The 14,316-nt window shown below is 44.8% G+C and carries 15 protein-coding genes and 1 tRNA gene; 7 read left to right on the top strand and 9 right to left on the bottom strand.

Annotated elements, in window-relative coordinates; genetic code table 11:
* Positions 1 to 183: 183 nt before the first annotated feature.
* Together Q0095_RS06170 and Q0095_RS06175 are read left to right on the top strand one after the other, a co-directional pair.
* Positions 184 to 675, top strand: coding sequence for a hypothetical protein (locus tag Q0095_RS06170; RefSeq protein WP_297882354.1), 492 nt, complete (start codon positions 184 to 186; stop codon positions 673 to 675).
* Positions 644 to 1,336 carry a hypothetical protein gene (locus tag Q0095_RS06175; protein WP_297882356.1) on the top strand — a complete coding sequence of 231 codons (693 nt, stop codon included), beginning with the start codon at positions 644 to 646 and terminating at the stop codon, positions 1,334 to 1,336. Before Q0095_RS06170 ends, Q0095_RS06175 begins: the two co-directional genes overlap by 32 nt.
* Positions 1,337 to 1,426: 90 nt before the next feature.
* Here the strand turns inward: Q0095_RS06175 and Q0095_RS06180 are convergent, their stop codons facing one another.
* The 4 genes from Q0095_RS06180 to Q0095_RS06195 form a co-directional block, all read right to left on the bottom strand.
* On the bottom strand, positions 1,427 to 2,020 hold the full coding sequence (locus Q0095_RS06180; protein WP_297882358.1) for an effector protein: 594 nt from the start codon (positions 2,018 to 2,020) through the stop codon (positions 1,427 to 1,429).
* A 171-nt stretch (positions 2,021 to 2,191) separates the two neighbouring features.
* Positions 2,192 to 2,314, bottom strand: a complete 123-nt coding sequence (locus tag Q0095_RS06185) for a hypothetical protein (protein ID WP_297882360.1) — start codon at positions 2,312 to 2,314, stop codon at positions 2,192 to 2,194.
* 130 nt (positions 2,315 to 2,444) lie between these two features.
* Positions 2,445 to 3,158 (bottom strand): rhodanese-like domain-containing protein, encoded by a 714-nt coding sequence (locus tag Q0095_RS06190; RefSeq protein ID WP_297882362.1) that lies wholly within the window; start codon positions 3,156 to 3,158, stop codon positions 2,445 to 2,447.
* A 350-nt stretch (positions 3,159 to 3,508) separates the two neighbouring features.
* Positions 3,509 to 3,585 (bottom strand) — tRNA-Met (locus tag Q0095_RS06195).
* 69 nt (positions 3,586 to 3,654) lie between these two features.
* Between Q0095_RS06195 and Q0095_RS06200 the strand changes: the two genes are divergently transcribed.
* A complete protein-coding gene (locus Q0095_RS06200) occupies positions 3,655 to 4,218 on the top strand; it encodes a LemA family protein (RefSeq protein ID WP_297882364.1) in 564 nt (187 codons plus the stop codon).
* Positions 4,219 to 4,585: 367 nt separating this feature from the next.
* On the opposite strand, the gene ybaK is transcribed toward Q0095_RS06200, so the two are convergent.
* The 5 genes from ybaK to rsmA form a co-directional block, all read right to left on the bottom strand.
* Positions 4,586 to 5,059 carry a Cys-tRNA(Pro) deacylase gene (gene ybaK / locus Q0095_RS06205; protein ID WP_297882366.1) on the bottom strand — a complete coding sequence of 158 codons (474 nt, stop codon included), beginning with the start codon at positions 5,057 to 5,059 and terminating at the stop codon, positions 4,586 to 4,588.
* Positions 5,060 to 5,078: 19 nt separating this feature from the next.
* Positions 5,079 to 5,849 carry a pseudouridine synthase gene (locus Q0095_RS06210; protein WP_297882368.1) on the bottom strand — a complete coding sequence of 257 codons (771 nt, stop codon included), beginning with the start codon at positions 5,847 to 5,849 and terminating at the stop codon, positions 5,079 to 5,081.
* Positions 5,849 to 6,811 (bottom strand): KpsF/GutQ family sugar-phosphate isomerase, encoded by a 963-nt coding sequence (locus tag Q0095_RS06215; protein ID WP_297882370.1) that lies wholly within the window; start codon positions 6,809 to 6,811, stop codon positions 5,849 to 5,851. Before Q0095_RS06215 ends, Q0095_RS06210 begins: the two co-directional genes overlap by 1 nt.
* A gap of 326 nt (positions 6,812 to 7,137) precedes the next feature.
* The gene (locus Q0095_RS06220) at positions 7,138 to 9,318 is read right to left on the bottom strand and encodes an RNase J family beta-CASP ribonuclease (protein ID WP_297882373.1); all 2,181 of its coding nucleotides are present in this window, start codon (positions 9,316 to 9,318) and stop codon (positions 7,138 to 7,140) included.
* Complete coding sequence (rsmA, locus tag Q0095_RS06225; protein WP_297882375.1) at positions 9,305 to 10,159, bottom strand: 16S rRNA (adenine(1518)-N(6)/adenine(1519)-N(6))-dimethyltransferase RsmA; 855 nt, start codon at positions 10,157 to 10,159, stop codon at positions 9,305 to 9,307. Before rsmA ends, Q0095_RS06220 begins: the two co-directional genes overlap by 14 nt.
* A 91-nt stretch (positions 10,160 to 10,250) precedes the next feature.
* Between rsmA and hisF the strand changes: the two genes are divergently transcribed.
* The 4 genes from hisF to Q0095_RS06245 all read left to right on the top strand — a co-directional run bounded on the left by hisF (position 10,251) and on the right by Q0095_RS06245 (position 14,140).
* Positions 10,251 to 11,171: an imidazole glycerol phosphate synthase subunit HisF gene (gene hisF / locus Q0095_RS06230; protein ID WP_297882377.1), complete on the top strand. Its 921-nt coding sequence runs from the start codon at positions 10,251 to 10,253 to the stop codon at positions 11,169 to 11,171.
* A gap of 353 nt (positions 11,172 to 11,524) precedes the next feature.
* Complete coding sequence (locus Q0095_RS06235; protein WP_297882379.1) at positions 11,525 to 12,070, top strand: purine-nucleoside phosphorylase; 546 nt, start codon at positions 11,525 to 11,527, stop codon at positions 12,068 to 12,070.
* Complete coding sequence (gene rlmN, locus Q0095_RS06240) at positions 12,067 to 13,176, top strand: 23S rRNA (adenine(2503)-C(2))-methyltransferase RlmN (RefSeq protein ID WP_297882381.1); 1,110 nt, start codon at positions 12,067 to 12,069, stop codon at positions 13,174 to 13,176. The genes Q0095_RS06235 and rlmN overlap by 4 nt, the downstream gene beginning before the upstream one ends.
* A gap of 241 nt (positions 13,177 to 13,417) precedes the next feature.
* Positions 13,418 to 14,140: a hypothetical protein gene (locus tag Q0095_RS06245; RefSeq protein ID WP_297882383.1), complete on the top strand. Its 723-nt coding sequence runs from the start codon at positions 13,418 to 13,420 to the stop codon at positions 14,138 to 14,140.
* The last annotated feature ends 176 nt before the right edge of the window (positions 14,141 to 14,316 follow it).

Consider the following 14,316-nt stretch of genomic DNA (forward strand, 5'->3'; position numbering starts at 1 on the left):
ATTTTCCTACAAAAAATCTATTTTTATAAATTATTTTATTATATTTAAGTGAATATTAAAGATATAATTAAAATTTTACAAATTATTTTACTCGCTAATATTTTTTATCCTTAAGATAAAATTTAAAACAACTTAAACAAATATTGTGTAATATTTCAAAAGTATCTTGACCTAAGGCGAAATATGGAAAATATATTTTTAGAATCTTACGACGTATTTAAGGTATCGAAAAATGCGAGCAAGCTAAAAATTTACAACGACTTTCTAAGAGACAACAAAAGATACTCTGTAACGCGCTGTTATTATGTCATAGTCGTGGATAATACCTTTTTGACCTACTCGCATTTGATGATTTATGAGGAGTTGCTTTATCTTCTGTATTCGCAGAACAAGCTAAAAAACGGCGATTTTTTGCTGACACTCAAAAAATCGGAGCTGGCGAAAAAATTTAAGACCGATATCACAAAAAGCGCTACCGAGACGATAAAGCGCCTTTATGAGATGCAGCAGGTCAAAATCACTATTTTCGTAAAAGACAAAGTCGAAAAACAGATGAATATCATAGAACGCATCGACGCACCCGTGACCGAAAAATACGGAGACATCCCCCGACGAGATCAATATCTCGCTAAATTCCGAGTTCGTGCGGCTCTACCGTTGTGCGTATCTGGATAAGATCGAGTATTTAAATAGCTTTGATATCGAGCAGGGCAGCTTCATCCGCTACTTTATGCAGCACGAGCTGGACGGCGGCGTCAAAAGCTCTGCGATCATCGATAAAATGGGCGTTACGACGTATCTACCCTTCACTTATAAAAAGCGCTTCGAGCAAGAGATCGCAAGGGTGAGCTTTTACTATAAAAACGAAAAATTTTGCATAAAAGACGGCTTCGTCGTCATCGAAAACCACGAAAACAAGGCGATAGATAATCAAAACGCGTCGATTGAGCTTTTCGGCGCGATATACGAGCAGATAACGCAAAACTGCACCAAATCCGTTACGCTCAATGAGCAAAATTTAGCAAAGTATTATGCGCGCTTCGGTAGGTTTGAGACTAGCCAGACGGTATTTAAAATTCTAAGCAACATGGAGCTCATGCTAAATCAATCGATGCAGAAAGAAAACGCAAAGATCGCCTGCTTTTCGCACTTTTTCGAAAGTATCGTCTGCAAAAACGGCGAGGAATTTGAAATTTTGATCGAGCTAAATCAAAAGGGCTTTGAGTATATCGTCTCGCGCAGCGCAAATTTGGACTTTTGGAATGTCGAATCCGCAGACTATGGACTCACGCCGTATCCCGTAAATAGCTGTGCGACAAACGGCAAGCTGGGGTAAATTTAAGTCGGTAAATTTTAAAAATTTATCCGCAAAATACGGGAGTACGCCCGCTGCATCAAGGACAAGGCGCGGGCAAATTTTAAAAATTTACTCCTGCGTCCTTAGCTCGGCGATGAGCCCGTCAAGCTCGCCGCTATTTTGCGCGCTCAAAAGTCGCTCGTTTATGAGCCGCATTTGCGCCGAAAACTCGCTATCAAGCATATCCGCGACGAAATTTTCGCTCTCGCTCTCATCCGTCACCGGATACATATCGCGCCAGATGTCGGTTATCCACCAGCCGCACTTCGAGACGCAGGTAAAGTCCTTCAAAACGCCCGTTTTTAGCTTCATCATCACCTCGTCGATTTGCTTGATCTCGCTTGCGACGAAGTCTTTATGGATGCCGTCTAGGCAGGTGAAAATGCGGTGTCCTAGGCTCTGGACGCTGTTTTCGGAGCAGATCCTAAACTGAAAGATGCTATCTTTAAAATTTAGATCGGATAAGCAGATTGGATGCTTTTGAGTAAAATTCGGAAACGAATCAAAGCTCCTATCGTCGATGCTAAGCGCCCAGTTAGAGCTTGGATTTTTGCGGGCGAACTCGCCAAAACTTAGTCTGATAAATTCTTTATAGCTTAGCTCTTCGGCGGTGAAAAAGTCGTAGTTAGCGCAGTTTGCAGCTTTAAAATCTTTAAATTTCATGATCCCTCCCGTAAAATACCGTTTCAAATTTACTCAAAGTAGTATTTTATCATTTTGCGGGATTTATTTTTATTAATACGAATAAATTTAATCAAGAATTCGCAGCTCAAATTCCAACTAAAGCTTATTGCCATATTTTGGGTAGTGTTTGTGCATGCCAAATAGTAAAATTTAATGACATTTGAAATATCTTGAAGAAATTCCGCCGCTTGGAATTTCGCACCGCAAAATTCCAAGATCGGCATTCCAAAGTAAAATTCTGCGCATAGGATTTTGGTGCAGAATTTTGCTCAAGATAAAGCCTCGCCAAATACAGCACAGAAGCTCCATTGAAACCGAAATCTTGCGGATTTGCGGCACCTAAATTTACGCGCTACGCACGAAGTTAAATTTTAATTCGCGCTGCGAAATAAATCATAAAATTCTATTTCACCAGCTCGTAATTATACTCTTTCGTTCCGTCGAGTAGATTTGTGACGTTGTAGCCTAGCTCATTTAAGGCCTTGGCGAGCTTGGCGCTGCGGTTGCCGCTGTAACAGTGTGTGATCATCTTTTTGTCTTTATTGGCCTCAAGCACATCCTTGTAATTTTCTAAAGGCTCGCCATCAGGAATATTTATAGCGCCCTTCATATGCCCCGCGTCGTAGTCCTGCTTCTGCCTAGCGTCGATGATCAGCACGTTTGGATCATTTGCTATTTTCAAAAACCCCTCCGCGTTTATGCTGCCGACCTTATACAGCTCGTAGTCGTACTGCTTCACACCGGGCGCGTTCATAAGCACATTGAAGCCCTTTTGTTTAAGCAGATCAAGCGCCTTTCCACTGCGATTACCGGTATTGCAATAAAGCACGACGTTTTTATCCTTGTAGGCGTTTATCTCGTCCAACCTACTTTCAAGCTCTCCAAGCGGAATGTTGATCGCGTGTTTTATATGGCCTGCAGCGTACTCATCTGCACTTCTAACGTCAATGACTAGATAATTTTCTTTCGCCCTATTATCCTCCTCTATCGCCGATAGCGCCGCGCCGCTTATAGCGTAACCGTTAGGCTGTTGCATCTCGGCGCCGCAAGTCGCGAAAGATCCCAATGCCGCCAGCAAAACTGCACTTTTTAAAATTTTGTGAGAAATAAATTTCATATGTTTCCTTTGAATTTTGGCTTTTAAAGCGGGAGATTATATCAAAAATTTAGCTAAATAGTGTGAATTTGTGCGGAATGCGTTAGATTATGCCGACGCGAGATTTGCCGATGTGAAAACGCGAAAGAGACTCGAATAAAAAACTTTTGCCAAAATATCTTAAAGGCTCGTAGGTAAAGATACTTTGCGTAAATTTATCTTTTAGAGACGGAGCAACAAATTCAAAAAAACTCACATTTGCCCGAAGGTAAATTTTATACTTTTGCCAATTTTCATTATTTTTCAAGTATAAGTAAGATATAATCCCAAACTTTTCGGGGCGCTATTGCGGCTCTTAAAGGAATTAAAGATGGTGTCAAGAGAGAGACTTGAACTCTCGACCTCCGGCTTATGAGACCAGCGCTCTAACCAGCTGAGCTACCTTGACACAAATAAAGAAACGGCAGTATAGCTAAATATTCTTATTTTTAATTGAAACACTTTAAAAGGAGAGAAAATGAATGCGGCTTTGGTTTTATTAGTCGTCATAGTTTTGTTAGTTTTGGCGTTAGTGGGCGTTTATAACTCGTTCATCGCCAAGCGCAACCAGGTGCGAAACATCGCTTCCACTGTCGATACGCAGCTTAAAAAACGCTACGACCTCATCCCAAATTTAGTTAGCGCCACGCGCGAATACATGAGCCACGAAAACGCCGTGTTAACGCGCGTTAGCGAACTTCGCTCGCAAGCGATCAATGCGGCTTCTAACGCGGACAAATTTAAGCTAAATAGCGAAATTTCGACTCTTTTAGGACAGATCCGCATTGCGGTAGAGGCGTATCCGAACCTCAAGGCTAACGAATCGTTTGCCAAGCTACAAAACGCGTTAGGCGAGTGCGAGGAGCAGATCAGCGCCGCACGCCGCGCTTATAACGGCGCCGTTACAGTTTATAATAACGCCTGCGAGATGTTTCCTACTAACATCATCGCCAGCGTTTTCAACTTTGCTAAAGCGGAATTTTTCGCCGCTAGCGAGCAAGAAAAGCAAGCCCCGAACGTCTCCGAGCTTTTCAAAAAATAAGCGCGAGACGTAGAAAATTTGCGATGAAATTTTAAAATTTCATCGCAAATGGCTCCAAACGCCGCGAGTCTAAATTTATAGTGAATAAAACAGATCGCACATAAAGCATGCACTTTTAAAATAGACTTGCTTTGCCCCCCCCCGCGTGCTCGTCATCTCGTTTGAGATATTTTTCGGCGCGCGGTACTTAGAATTTTAACAATAAAATTTTACGAAATTAATTTGATTTGTATTTTCTTGCTGCGCAGGAGCTCGTTTTAACAAACAGTGCAACGCCAAATTTTAAAAGTCTAAATTTCACAGTTTAAATTTTGGCTAGCTTGCCGCCGGCGTTACTTACGCAGGCGGCAGAAAAAGTGACGCTGCCTTAGTCATGCGTTATTTTGCAAATTTGCGCTTCGGTTGCGATTGCAAGGTCCTTCGGCGCGAGAGCAATCTGTTTTCCGCGCACGCCTGCGCTAACGTAAATTTTATCCTGCGTTAGCGCTTTTTCATCGATGAAGGTGCGGAAGTGTTTTTTCATCCCAAGCGGCGAGCAGCCGCCCCTGATGTAGCCCGTAACCTTTTGTAAATCCTTCAAATCCATCAGCTCGCAACGCTTCGCGCCGCAGATGTGCGCTAGCGCCTTGAGATCCAGATTTAGATCGCCTTGCAGGCAGGCTACGACATATTCGTGATCCGCCGTGCAAACTATCGTTTTATAGACCCGCTCGATCGACTCGCTCACGCTATTAGCCACATGCACCGCGTCTAAATTTGAAGGATCCGCCGCGTATTCTTTGATCTCGTAGGGAATTTTCAAGCTGTCCAGTACGCGCGCGGCGTTTGTTTTTGAGCTCATTTCGCCTCTTTTCTTAAATTTAATAGCGGATTTTGTTTTCTTTCAAAAAATCGCGCAGATCTTCGTATTCGCTCTGATCGAAATAGCGCCATTTGCCGGGCTTTAGCGTTCCAAGCGTCATCCTACCGAATGCCGTGCGCTTAAGCTCCACGACATCCAGATCAAAATAGCCGAAAAATCTACGCAGCTCGCGATTTTGACCCTCGTTGATGATCGCCTTTATCTTCGTATAACCGCCGCTGCTAGGCATTATGCGGTAGCCCAAAAAGGGCTTAAATTCCATCGATTTGATCTTGCTTTTGGCGTGCGCGCCCTTGCTCGCATCTGCGGCGAAAAAGCCCTCTCGGATCGCCGTTACTACCTCGTCCCCTACCTCGCCTTTTACCTTTAGATAGTACTCTCGCTCGATGTCGCTGTTCATCAGCGCCGTGGCGATCGCCGGCGCATCGGTTAGTAGCAAAAGCCCTTCGCTTGCGAAATCCAAACGCCCCACGCTAACAAATCTGCTAAATCCCTCCGGCAAGCTATCGTAAATCGTCCGCCTGCCGCGATCGTCCTTTTTAGTAACTAACTCGCCTTTGCGTTTGTTATAAACGATCATCGTAAATTCCGTCTTAGGCTTGATGAGGCGCGAGCCGATGCGGATCTTCTCCTCGCCGCCAACCTCTATAAAATCGCTAACGACGCGGCCGTTAATGCTAACCTTGCCCTGCTTAATCAGCTCGTCCGCCTCACGGCGCGAGTAGGCAGTGTTATGAGAGATAAATTTGTTCAGACGCATCTTTTGCATTATTTTAGCCCCAGGCTCGTTAGATCATGGATATGCAAGATCCCCGCGGGCACGCCGTTTTCGACCACGGGCAGGACTTGAATTTTAAATTGCTCGATCAAATTTAGCGCGTCTATGGCTAACATATTTTTATCGTCCAGCATTTTAGGGTTTTTGGTGGCATATTTTAGCGCATCGCCATTGATATCGAAGTCCTCTCGCATCAGCGCGCGGCGCAGATCGCCGTCGCTCAAGATCGCCTCAAGCGCGTCTTTTTCGTTCACTAACAAAACGGTGCCGAGCTTTCCGTGAGTCATAACGTCGATAGCTTGTTTTAAGCTGGCGTTATGCTTTATAACCGGTAAATTTTTACTTTGCATCACGTCTTTTACTTTGACGAAGAGCCGCTTGCCGAGGCTTCCGCCTGGATGAAAATTTGCAAAATCTTCTTTGCCGAATCTGCGCCGTCTCATCAAACAGATCGCTAACGCGTCTCCTAACGCAAGTGTTAGCGTCGTAGAAACCGTCGGTGCGGCGCCTAGGGGGCAAGCCTCTTTGACGATATTTAGGCTTATGAACTCATCGCTAACCTTACCGAGCGAGCTGTTTTTATCGCGCGCCATCGCGATGATCTTCACGCCGAAACGCTTAAGATGAGGCAGGATCCTAACCAGCTCCTCGCTCTCGCCGCTAAAGCTGATCGCAAGCACCATGTCGTCCTTACCGATCATGCCCAAATCTCCGTGCAGCGCCTCGGTAGGGTGGACAAAAAACGACGGCGTACCGGTGCTGGCAAGCGTCGCGGCGATCTTGACGCCTATGTGGCCGCTCTTGCCCACGCCGGTGACGATTACTTTGCCTTTGCAAGCCAGGATCAAGTTTACGGCTCGCTCAATTTCGTCGCCGATAAGCTCCGCATGCCGCAAAAGCTCCGCTCCTTCGAGCCTCAGCACCTCTCGTGCCGTATCTAAAATTTCACTCATTAAACCTTCTTTTTAAAATTTACTTTCATTTTGCGCCTCTTTGCGCCACGCTTAAATTTACGCTAGCTAAAATTTCACGCCTTTGAAATTTGCGCCATAAAATTTTAATCCGCAAAATTCTGCGCCGCTTCGTTCGTATAACTGCGGGCTTACTAGATGCTCTTTAAATTTTGCTTTATGCCGAAATTTTACTCTTCACTTTAAAATTTCACGCCGTAAAACCAGCACACATTGCAAAATTTTACACCCAATAGCTCATCCGCGCCATAAAATTTCACTTGCCTGCCGCAGATCAAAGCCTCTTTGCGCGCTAAATTTAGCCACGCTTACATCAAATAGATCACCGGTACGATGGTCGGATATTTTTTGATCTTTCTAAAGATGTGTTTGCGCACGGCCTGGCGGATCTTGCCCTCCAGCGCCCAGTGATCGAGCAGAATTTCATCTTTTAAATTTGCCAAAAACTGCTCGATGATGCCCTGCATCTCTTTGGTAAAGTGCGCCGTTTGGTTCTCTGCGACGAGTCCGTAAGTGATGACGCGCGTCTGAATGAGCCTCTTTTCGTTTTTGTCGATCTGCGCGATAATGACCGCGACACCCGCATCGGCTAAATTTTGGCGGTGCTTGACGATCTCGTCGGAGATCTGTTTGTTGATCTGGTTGTCAATGAAGACCTTGCCCGTCTTGACGGTCTTGACGCGCTTTAGATATTTTTCGCAAACCTCCATCTGATCGCCGTCGTTCATCAGATAGATATTTTTCTCCTCGATACCGCACTCCATCGCGGTCTCTTTGTGTTTTACGATGTGGTTGTATTCGCCGTGTACGGGTAGGAAAAATTTCGGCTTTATCAGGCGCAGCATGAGTTTTTGCTCCTCGATTGAGGCGTGCCCGCTTACGTGTATCTCGCTAAAGTCCTGGTACGCGACCTTTGCGCCGCTTTTTAGCAGGTAGTTAAGCACGGTCGAGACGCTGCTTTCGTTGCCGGGGATTGCTTTGGCGCTGATGATTACTTGGTCGGTGGATTTGATCTTGATATATTTGTGCTCGTCCGTCGCCATGCGATACAGCGCGCTCATCGTCTCTCCCTGCGAGCCGGTAGTAACGATTAAAACCTCATTATCGGGGTATTTGGAGACCTGATCGGCATCGACAAAGATCTTTTTGTCTAAATTTACATATCCAAGCTCCATCGCGGTAAATAAATTTCGCTCCATGCTTCGTCCGATGACGCAGACCTTGCGGCCGTATTTTACGCCGCGCTCAATAGCCTGATAGACGCGGTGGATGTTTGAGCTGAAGGTGCTCATTATCACGCGCCCCTTACAGCTTGAAAATATCGTATCAAAGGTCTTTCCTACCGAGCTTTCGGACTTTGTGATCCCCTCTTTGTGCGAGTTCGTGCTATCGCTCATCAAAAGCATAACGCCGCGATCGCCGTAATACGCAAGGCGGTTCAGATCGGTCGGATAGCCGTCGATCGGCGTGTGATCGATCTTAAAATCGCCCGTATGGATGATCGTACCCGCCTTCGTCGTGATCGCAAGTGCGCTCGCATCGATAATCGAGTGCGTTATGTGGATAAACTCGACTTCAAAATCGCCGATCTGATAGAGCTGGCGCTTCTGCACGGGGCGGAAGTAGCTACGCTCGGCTTTAAGGCCGTGCTCTTCAAATTTATTGCTTATCATCCCCAAAGGAAGCGGCGTAGCGTAGATCGGGAATTGGAATTCTTTGAAAAAATATGGCATCGCGCCGATATGATCCTCGTGCGCGTGGGTGATGAGGATGCCCTTGATCTTATTTTTTATCTTGCGGACATAATCAAAATCGGGGATCAAAATATCCACTCCAAGCATGCTCTCCTCGGGAAAGCTCATGCCCACATCGACGATGATTGCGCTCGTATTGGTCTCAAAAACGGTCATATTCGCACCGATCTCGCCCAGCCCGCCAAGCGGCGTGATACGCACCGTCTCATCGCTACGGTTAGCATTTTTAAGCGGATGCAAGCGCTCCTCGTGGATCAGCTTATTTTCCGCGATCGCCTCTTCCATCGCCTTCTGCCACGGCTCGTTGCCCGTGAGGCTCTTTGGCATATTGGAGCGCTTTTTGTGCTTTTTCTTTTTCTGCGCGTCCGAAGAGCTATCGTCTGAGGCGTTAGAATTTGCGCCTTTTGCGTTATTGCCGCCCGATTTTGCGGCGCCGTTTAAATTTGCACCGCTCGCACCGTTTGAATGCGTAGCGTTTAAACCGCCATTTGACGCGCCACCCACAGAATTCGATCCGTTGCGAGAGCCGTTTTTTGAACCCTTTGAACGAGCGGAATTTTGCGCGTTTTTCGCGCCTTTATTTTTGCGGGAGCCGTTTTCATGCTCGCCGCCAAATTCCGCGCCGCCCGCAGAGCCCTCACTCGCGATAGATTTTTTTAGATTTTCCTTGCGTTTTTTGTAGCGATTGCTTTTTTTAAGTCGTTCGACGCCGTTTTCATTTCTATTTTCTTCCATCTTTTACCTTTAAATTTTTAAAAATTTCTAAAAAAAGGGTGAAATTTAACTCGTGCGCCCGAACCGTGGGCGGAATTTTCAAATTTAAAAAGATCTCTTCGGCTAAGCCTCTATCAAATTTTGCGCTTAAATTTTTAATAAGCGTCTTTCGCGGCGCGCTGAAAGATACGCGCAAAAAGCTTTTAAATTTCTCGTATTCATCGAGACTTTGGAAACGGGCGCAACTTTTTACGCCGAGACTCTCCGCGCTTTCCTCGACACCGGGTTTGAAATTTTTGCCTTTTACGAGCCTGATCACCGACGAAGTTACCTTCGGCGCAGGCTCGAAGCAGCCAGGCTCAACGTCGAATAGAAGCTCGCAACCGCCCGCGAGATCGGCTAGGATCGAAAGAGCGCTAAAATCGCTCTGCCCGGCTCTAGCGCAGAATTTTAAAGCGACCTCCTTTTGGATCATCACCAAAAATCCGCTGCATAACTTATCGTCGATCGCTTGCAAAATCATCTTCGTAGCGACGTAGTAGGGCAAATTTGCGACCAAAAAATATTCGCCGCAGCCAAGACCCCGCTGCTGCCAAATCCGCAAAGCATCGCCCAAAACGAGCTCAAGCTCGCCGCTAGCGATCTGCTGCGCAAATTTAGCGCTTAAAATTTGATATAAATCTTCATCTATCTCGAAACTTTTTAATCTGTAAAATTCCAAAAGCTTACGAGTTAAATCACCTAAGCCAGCCCCGATCTCAACGACATTCTGTACATTCTCGGGAATCGCTTGGATGATCTTGCTTAAAACGGTTTCGTCTTTTAAAAAATTTTGCCCGAACTCTTTTTTCGCCCTAATCATCGCGAGAGTCTAGCCAAATTTTACTTATAAAGTCATTATGTTAAGTAAAATTTAGCTAAAATCATAAAAAATTTTATTCCGAAGGGCTGCTTTGAATAGATTCGCAAAACGCATAATCCCATGCCTAGATGTCAAAGACGGACGGGTGGTAAAGGGCGTAAATTTCGTAGGTCTCGTAGATGCGGGCGATCCGGTCGAGATAGCCAAACGCTACAATGAGGAGGGCGCGGACGAGCTATGCTTCCTCGATATCACGGCGTCGCACCTTGAGCGCGATACGATCGTGGACGTCGTGGAACGGGTCGCGCGCGAGCTTTTTATCCCGCTGACCGTGGGCGGCGGCATCCGCACGATCGATGATATCTCGCGCCTACTAAACGTCGGCTGCGACAAAATAAGCCTCAACTCCGCCGCGATAAAAAATCCGAATTTAATAGACAAAGCGGCGAACAAATTCGGCTCACAGTGCGTCGTGGTAGCGATAGATGCGAAACGAAATTCTAGTGAAATTTCGCGCGGCAATTTATATGGTGCGGCAAGGAATTTGAGCGAGAGTTTGCACGACGGCGCACGGAATTCGGATGCGAATTTACGCAATGAGGCACAGAATTTTAGAGAGACTTCACGCAGCTCGCAGGATGAAATTTTAACTGGGAACGGCGAACTTTGCGGCTATAGCGTGTTTATAAACGGCGGCAGGCTGGATACCGGCAGGGACGCGCTTGCTTGGGCGAAAGAGGCGCAGGAGCGCGGCGCGGGAGAAATTTTACTCACATCGATGGACTGCGACGGCATTAAAAACGGATTTGAGTTAAATTTAACGCGGATTTTTAGCGCGCTTGATATCCCTGTGATCGCAAGCGGCGGTGCGGGTAAAATGGAGCATTTTAAGGACGCATTTTTAGCAGGCGCGGACGCATGTCTAGCGGCATCGATTTTTCACTTCAGAGAGATCGAAATCAAGGCACTAAAAGCGTATTTGCAAAAACAAAATATTGAAGTGAGACTGTAAATTTGGTCAGATTTATACCGCAGGGTTGAAACTTAGCCGCCAAAGCGACCAAATAATTAATTTTATTTCAGCCTTTATTATCTTGCAAGTTTTTTGCAAGCATCGTTTTTGCTTAGATAAAATTTCTTCGTTTTAGCTAAATTATAAGCTTTTTTTATGATACTTTTCCATCTTCTACCCGCCACCTGCACTACTACCATTATGGAAGATAAAGGTACAGCTCTCATAGATGTTTACTCGATTTATTTTAATTTCATCCGATACTTTACGACGAAAAAATTTCAAAATTTAGCTTTAAATTTATCGTCATTTTGCTATGATTAGTGAAAAATAATGAAAGCGTGAATGCGTAAATGATAATCTCTGCTGGACGAAATGAAATTTTTGATTTTGCCCTGCCTATGGGTGTAGGGCTAGTAGATATGAGTATAAATTTGACTAAATTTTTATGCGAAAATAGGCAAAGCTTGCCGAGTGAAATCATTTTCGTGGGTTCTGCGGGGCTATATAAAGAAGGTAAAATTCTAAAAATTTATGAAAGCAGATCGGCTGCAAACTGTGAGATATCGGCGCTTTATGAGCTTTCATACTCCCCGATTAGCTATGAAATTATAGCTAGGAATTCTACCAATGTTTCATATGAAACAATAATTAATAGCTCAAATTTTATCACGACCGATAAAAAATCCGCGCTAAAATTCTTTGAGCGTGGTTATTTTTTAGAAAATATGGAATTTTTTTCGGTTCTCAAGGTAGCACAAAAATTTCAAATTCCCGCTTACGGAATTTTTTGTGCGACGAATTTCTGCGATTCAAATGCTCACGCAAATTTTTTAAAAAATCACGCCGCTGCAAAAAAAAATTTAACTAAATATCTAAAAACTAAGGCATTAATTTGAAAAATATCTTTGATTTTACGATGAAAGAGCTTGAAAATTTCATCGAACCGAAATTTAGAGCCAAGCAAATTTACGAATGGATTTACAAAAAGAATGTGGATGACTTCACACAAATGCTAAATCTACCAAAAGAGATCCGTCAAAGTTTAGCTCAAAATTTTTATTTAGATCCACTTGAATGCGTCAGATCCGAAACAAGTAGTGATGGCAGTATCAAATACCTTTTCGCTCTCAAAGATGGCAAGACGATAGAAAGTGTCCTGCTACCGATGAAGGATGAACTGCGAGATGAAAACGAAAAAATTATAAGACACGCGCGCTACTCAATCTGCGTAAGTTCGCAAGTGGGTTGCAAAATTGGCTGCACCTTTTGCCTGACAGCAAAAGGTGGCTTCGTACGGAATTTAACTCCAGGCGAAATCGTGGCTCAAATTTGGCTCATCAAAAAAATGAACGCGATCCCGTACGAGCGCCGCGTCAATGTCGTATATATGGGGATGGGCGAACCGCTTAATAACCTAGACAACGTTGCCAAAGCCGTGCGAATTTTAAAAGAAAACGACGGACTCGCAATAGCGCCGCGTCGCCAAACGATAAGTACAAGCGGACTTTCTACGCAGATAAAAAAGCTTGGCGAAATGGATCTTGGCGTGCTACTCGCGATCTCACTGCATGCAGTGGATGACGAACTGCGTGAAAAACTAATGCCGATAAATCGCGCCTACAATATCGCATCGATCATGCAGGCGGTGCGCGAGTTCCCAATCGATCTGCGAAAACGGGTGATGTTTGAATATCTAATAATCGATGGGATAAATGACCGCTCAAGCGATGCCAAAACGCTAGTGAAGCTTCTGCACGGCATTCGCGCAAAAGTAAATCTGATCTATTTTAATCCGCACGAAGGCTCGAGCTTTGGCAGGCCAAGCCCCGAAAACATGGTGAAATTCCAAGACTATCTCTGCGCGCACGGCATTACTTGCACGATCCGCCAGAGCAAGGGGCTAGATATCAGTGCAGCGTGCGGACAGCTCAAGCAAAGAAACGAGCAAGGTAAAATTCCGGCTCAAAGTGCTATCAGTGCCGATAAAATTTCGAACAAGTAGAGGAGAAATTCGGCGATTATTTTCAGACCGTAAGGCAGATCGGCAAAAAATTTATAAAGGAGTAGCAATGGACGCGCAAAAATAATGGATGAGATCGGCGTCTTCTTAGACAGATCGCTGCTTAAAAAATCCTAGATTACAAAGGCGGAAATTATTCGCTTTATCGAGGCAAAATGGGCGGAGGCGGACGATGAGAAAAACCGCGTCTATGCCTCATACATCTACGCGGCGCGCATGGTAAATGAGTACAAATGGGCGCGACGCCCCAAATATGCTGCGCTGGCTAGGCAAGATGGACAAGTACGCCAGAAGTAATGAAAATCCGCCCTACGTGAGCGATTATTATAAAGGCGAATGCTGCCTCGAGTGCGAAGCAGAGCAGGAGGCGCTTAAATTTTTGCGCAAAAGCTACGAAGCGAATGAGGAGCACCTTTTCACCCGTAGCCCAAAGGTCGCGGAGTTTTTTAATGCACATCTTGCGGAGCCTAAAATTTTTCCTAAATTTGAAGATGAAGAATACGAGGACTTTAGTTTCCCGCTGCGGCTGGAGTATTTCGGTAAAGCTTTAGAGCAAGAAGATGAGTTTTGCTGCACCTTTTTAGATGAAGACAGCGAAGAGACGGACGAGTCAAGCCGTATGCGCTCAAACGCAATCGAGTTTTTAAAGCAAAATCAGGAAGAAATTTTAACGGGCATCTTAGCTGAAATTTTAAAAAACTACCCAAAATGGCAAAAAATTTACGACTATCCGAGCGAGACGAAAAGCGATTTCATGCCAGGCATCAGCACGCCGCAGGAGCTTAGCGAACTATTGGAGCTACAAAATATCTATATCCTAGACGGCGCGAAAATCGGCTTTGAGTTTAGCTGCTCGTGGGACATGGAGCATGGACTAGGCGTGATGACGCGCAAAGGCAAGGTCATAAATATCGGCGAAGCAGAAGTGGCGTTTATGGCTATTTGAAAAAATAAACCAAATTTTAAAGCATAAAACAAATTTTTATAGTTACTTTTAGGTTAAATTTTACGCATTTTTCTTTATTGTTTTTACAATATACAAACGCAAGAAGTCGAAATAATAAAATTATATGTCATAGCTTAATCTCACGCAAATTTTATCGGTCCAATTTTCACTAATTT

Origin of the sequence: uncultured Campylobacter sp. (assembly GCF_938045535.1) — a bacterium.
Lineage (GTDB): Bacteria > Campylobacterota > Campylobacteria > Campylobacterales > Campylobacteraceae > Campylobacter_B.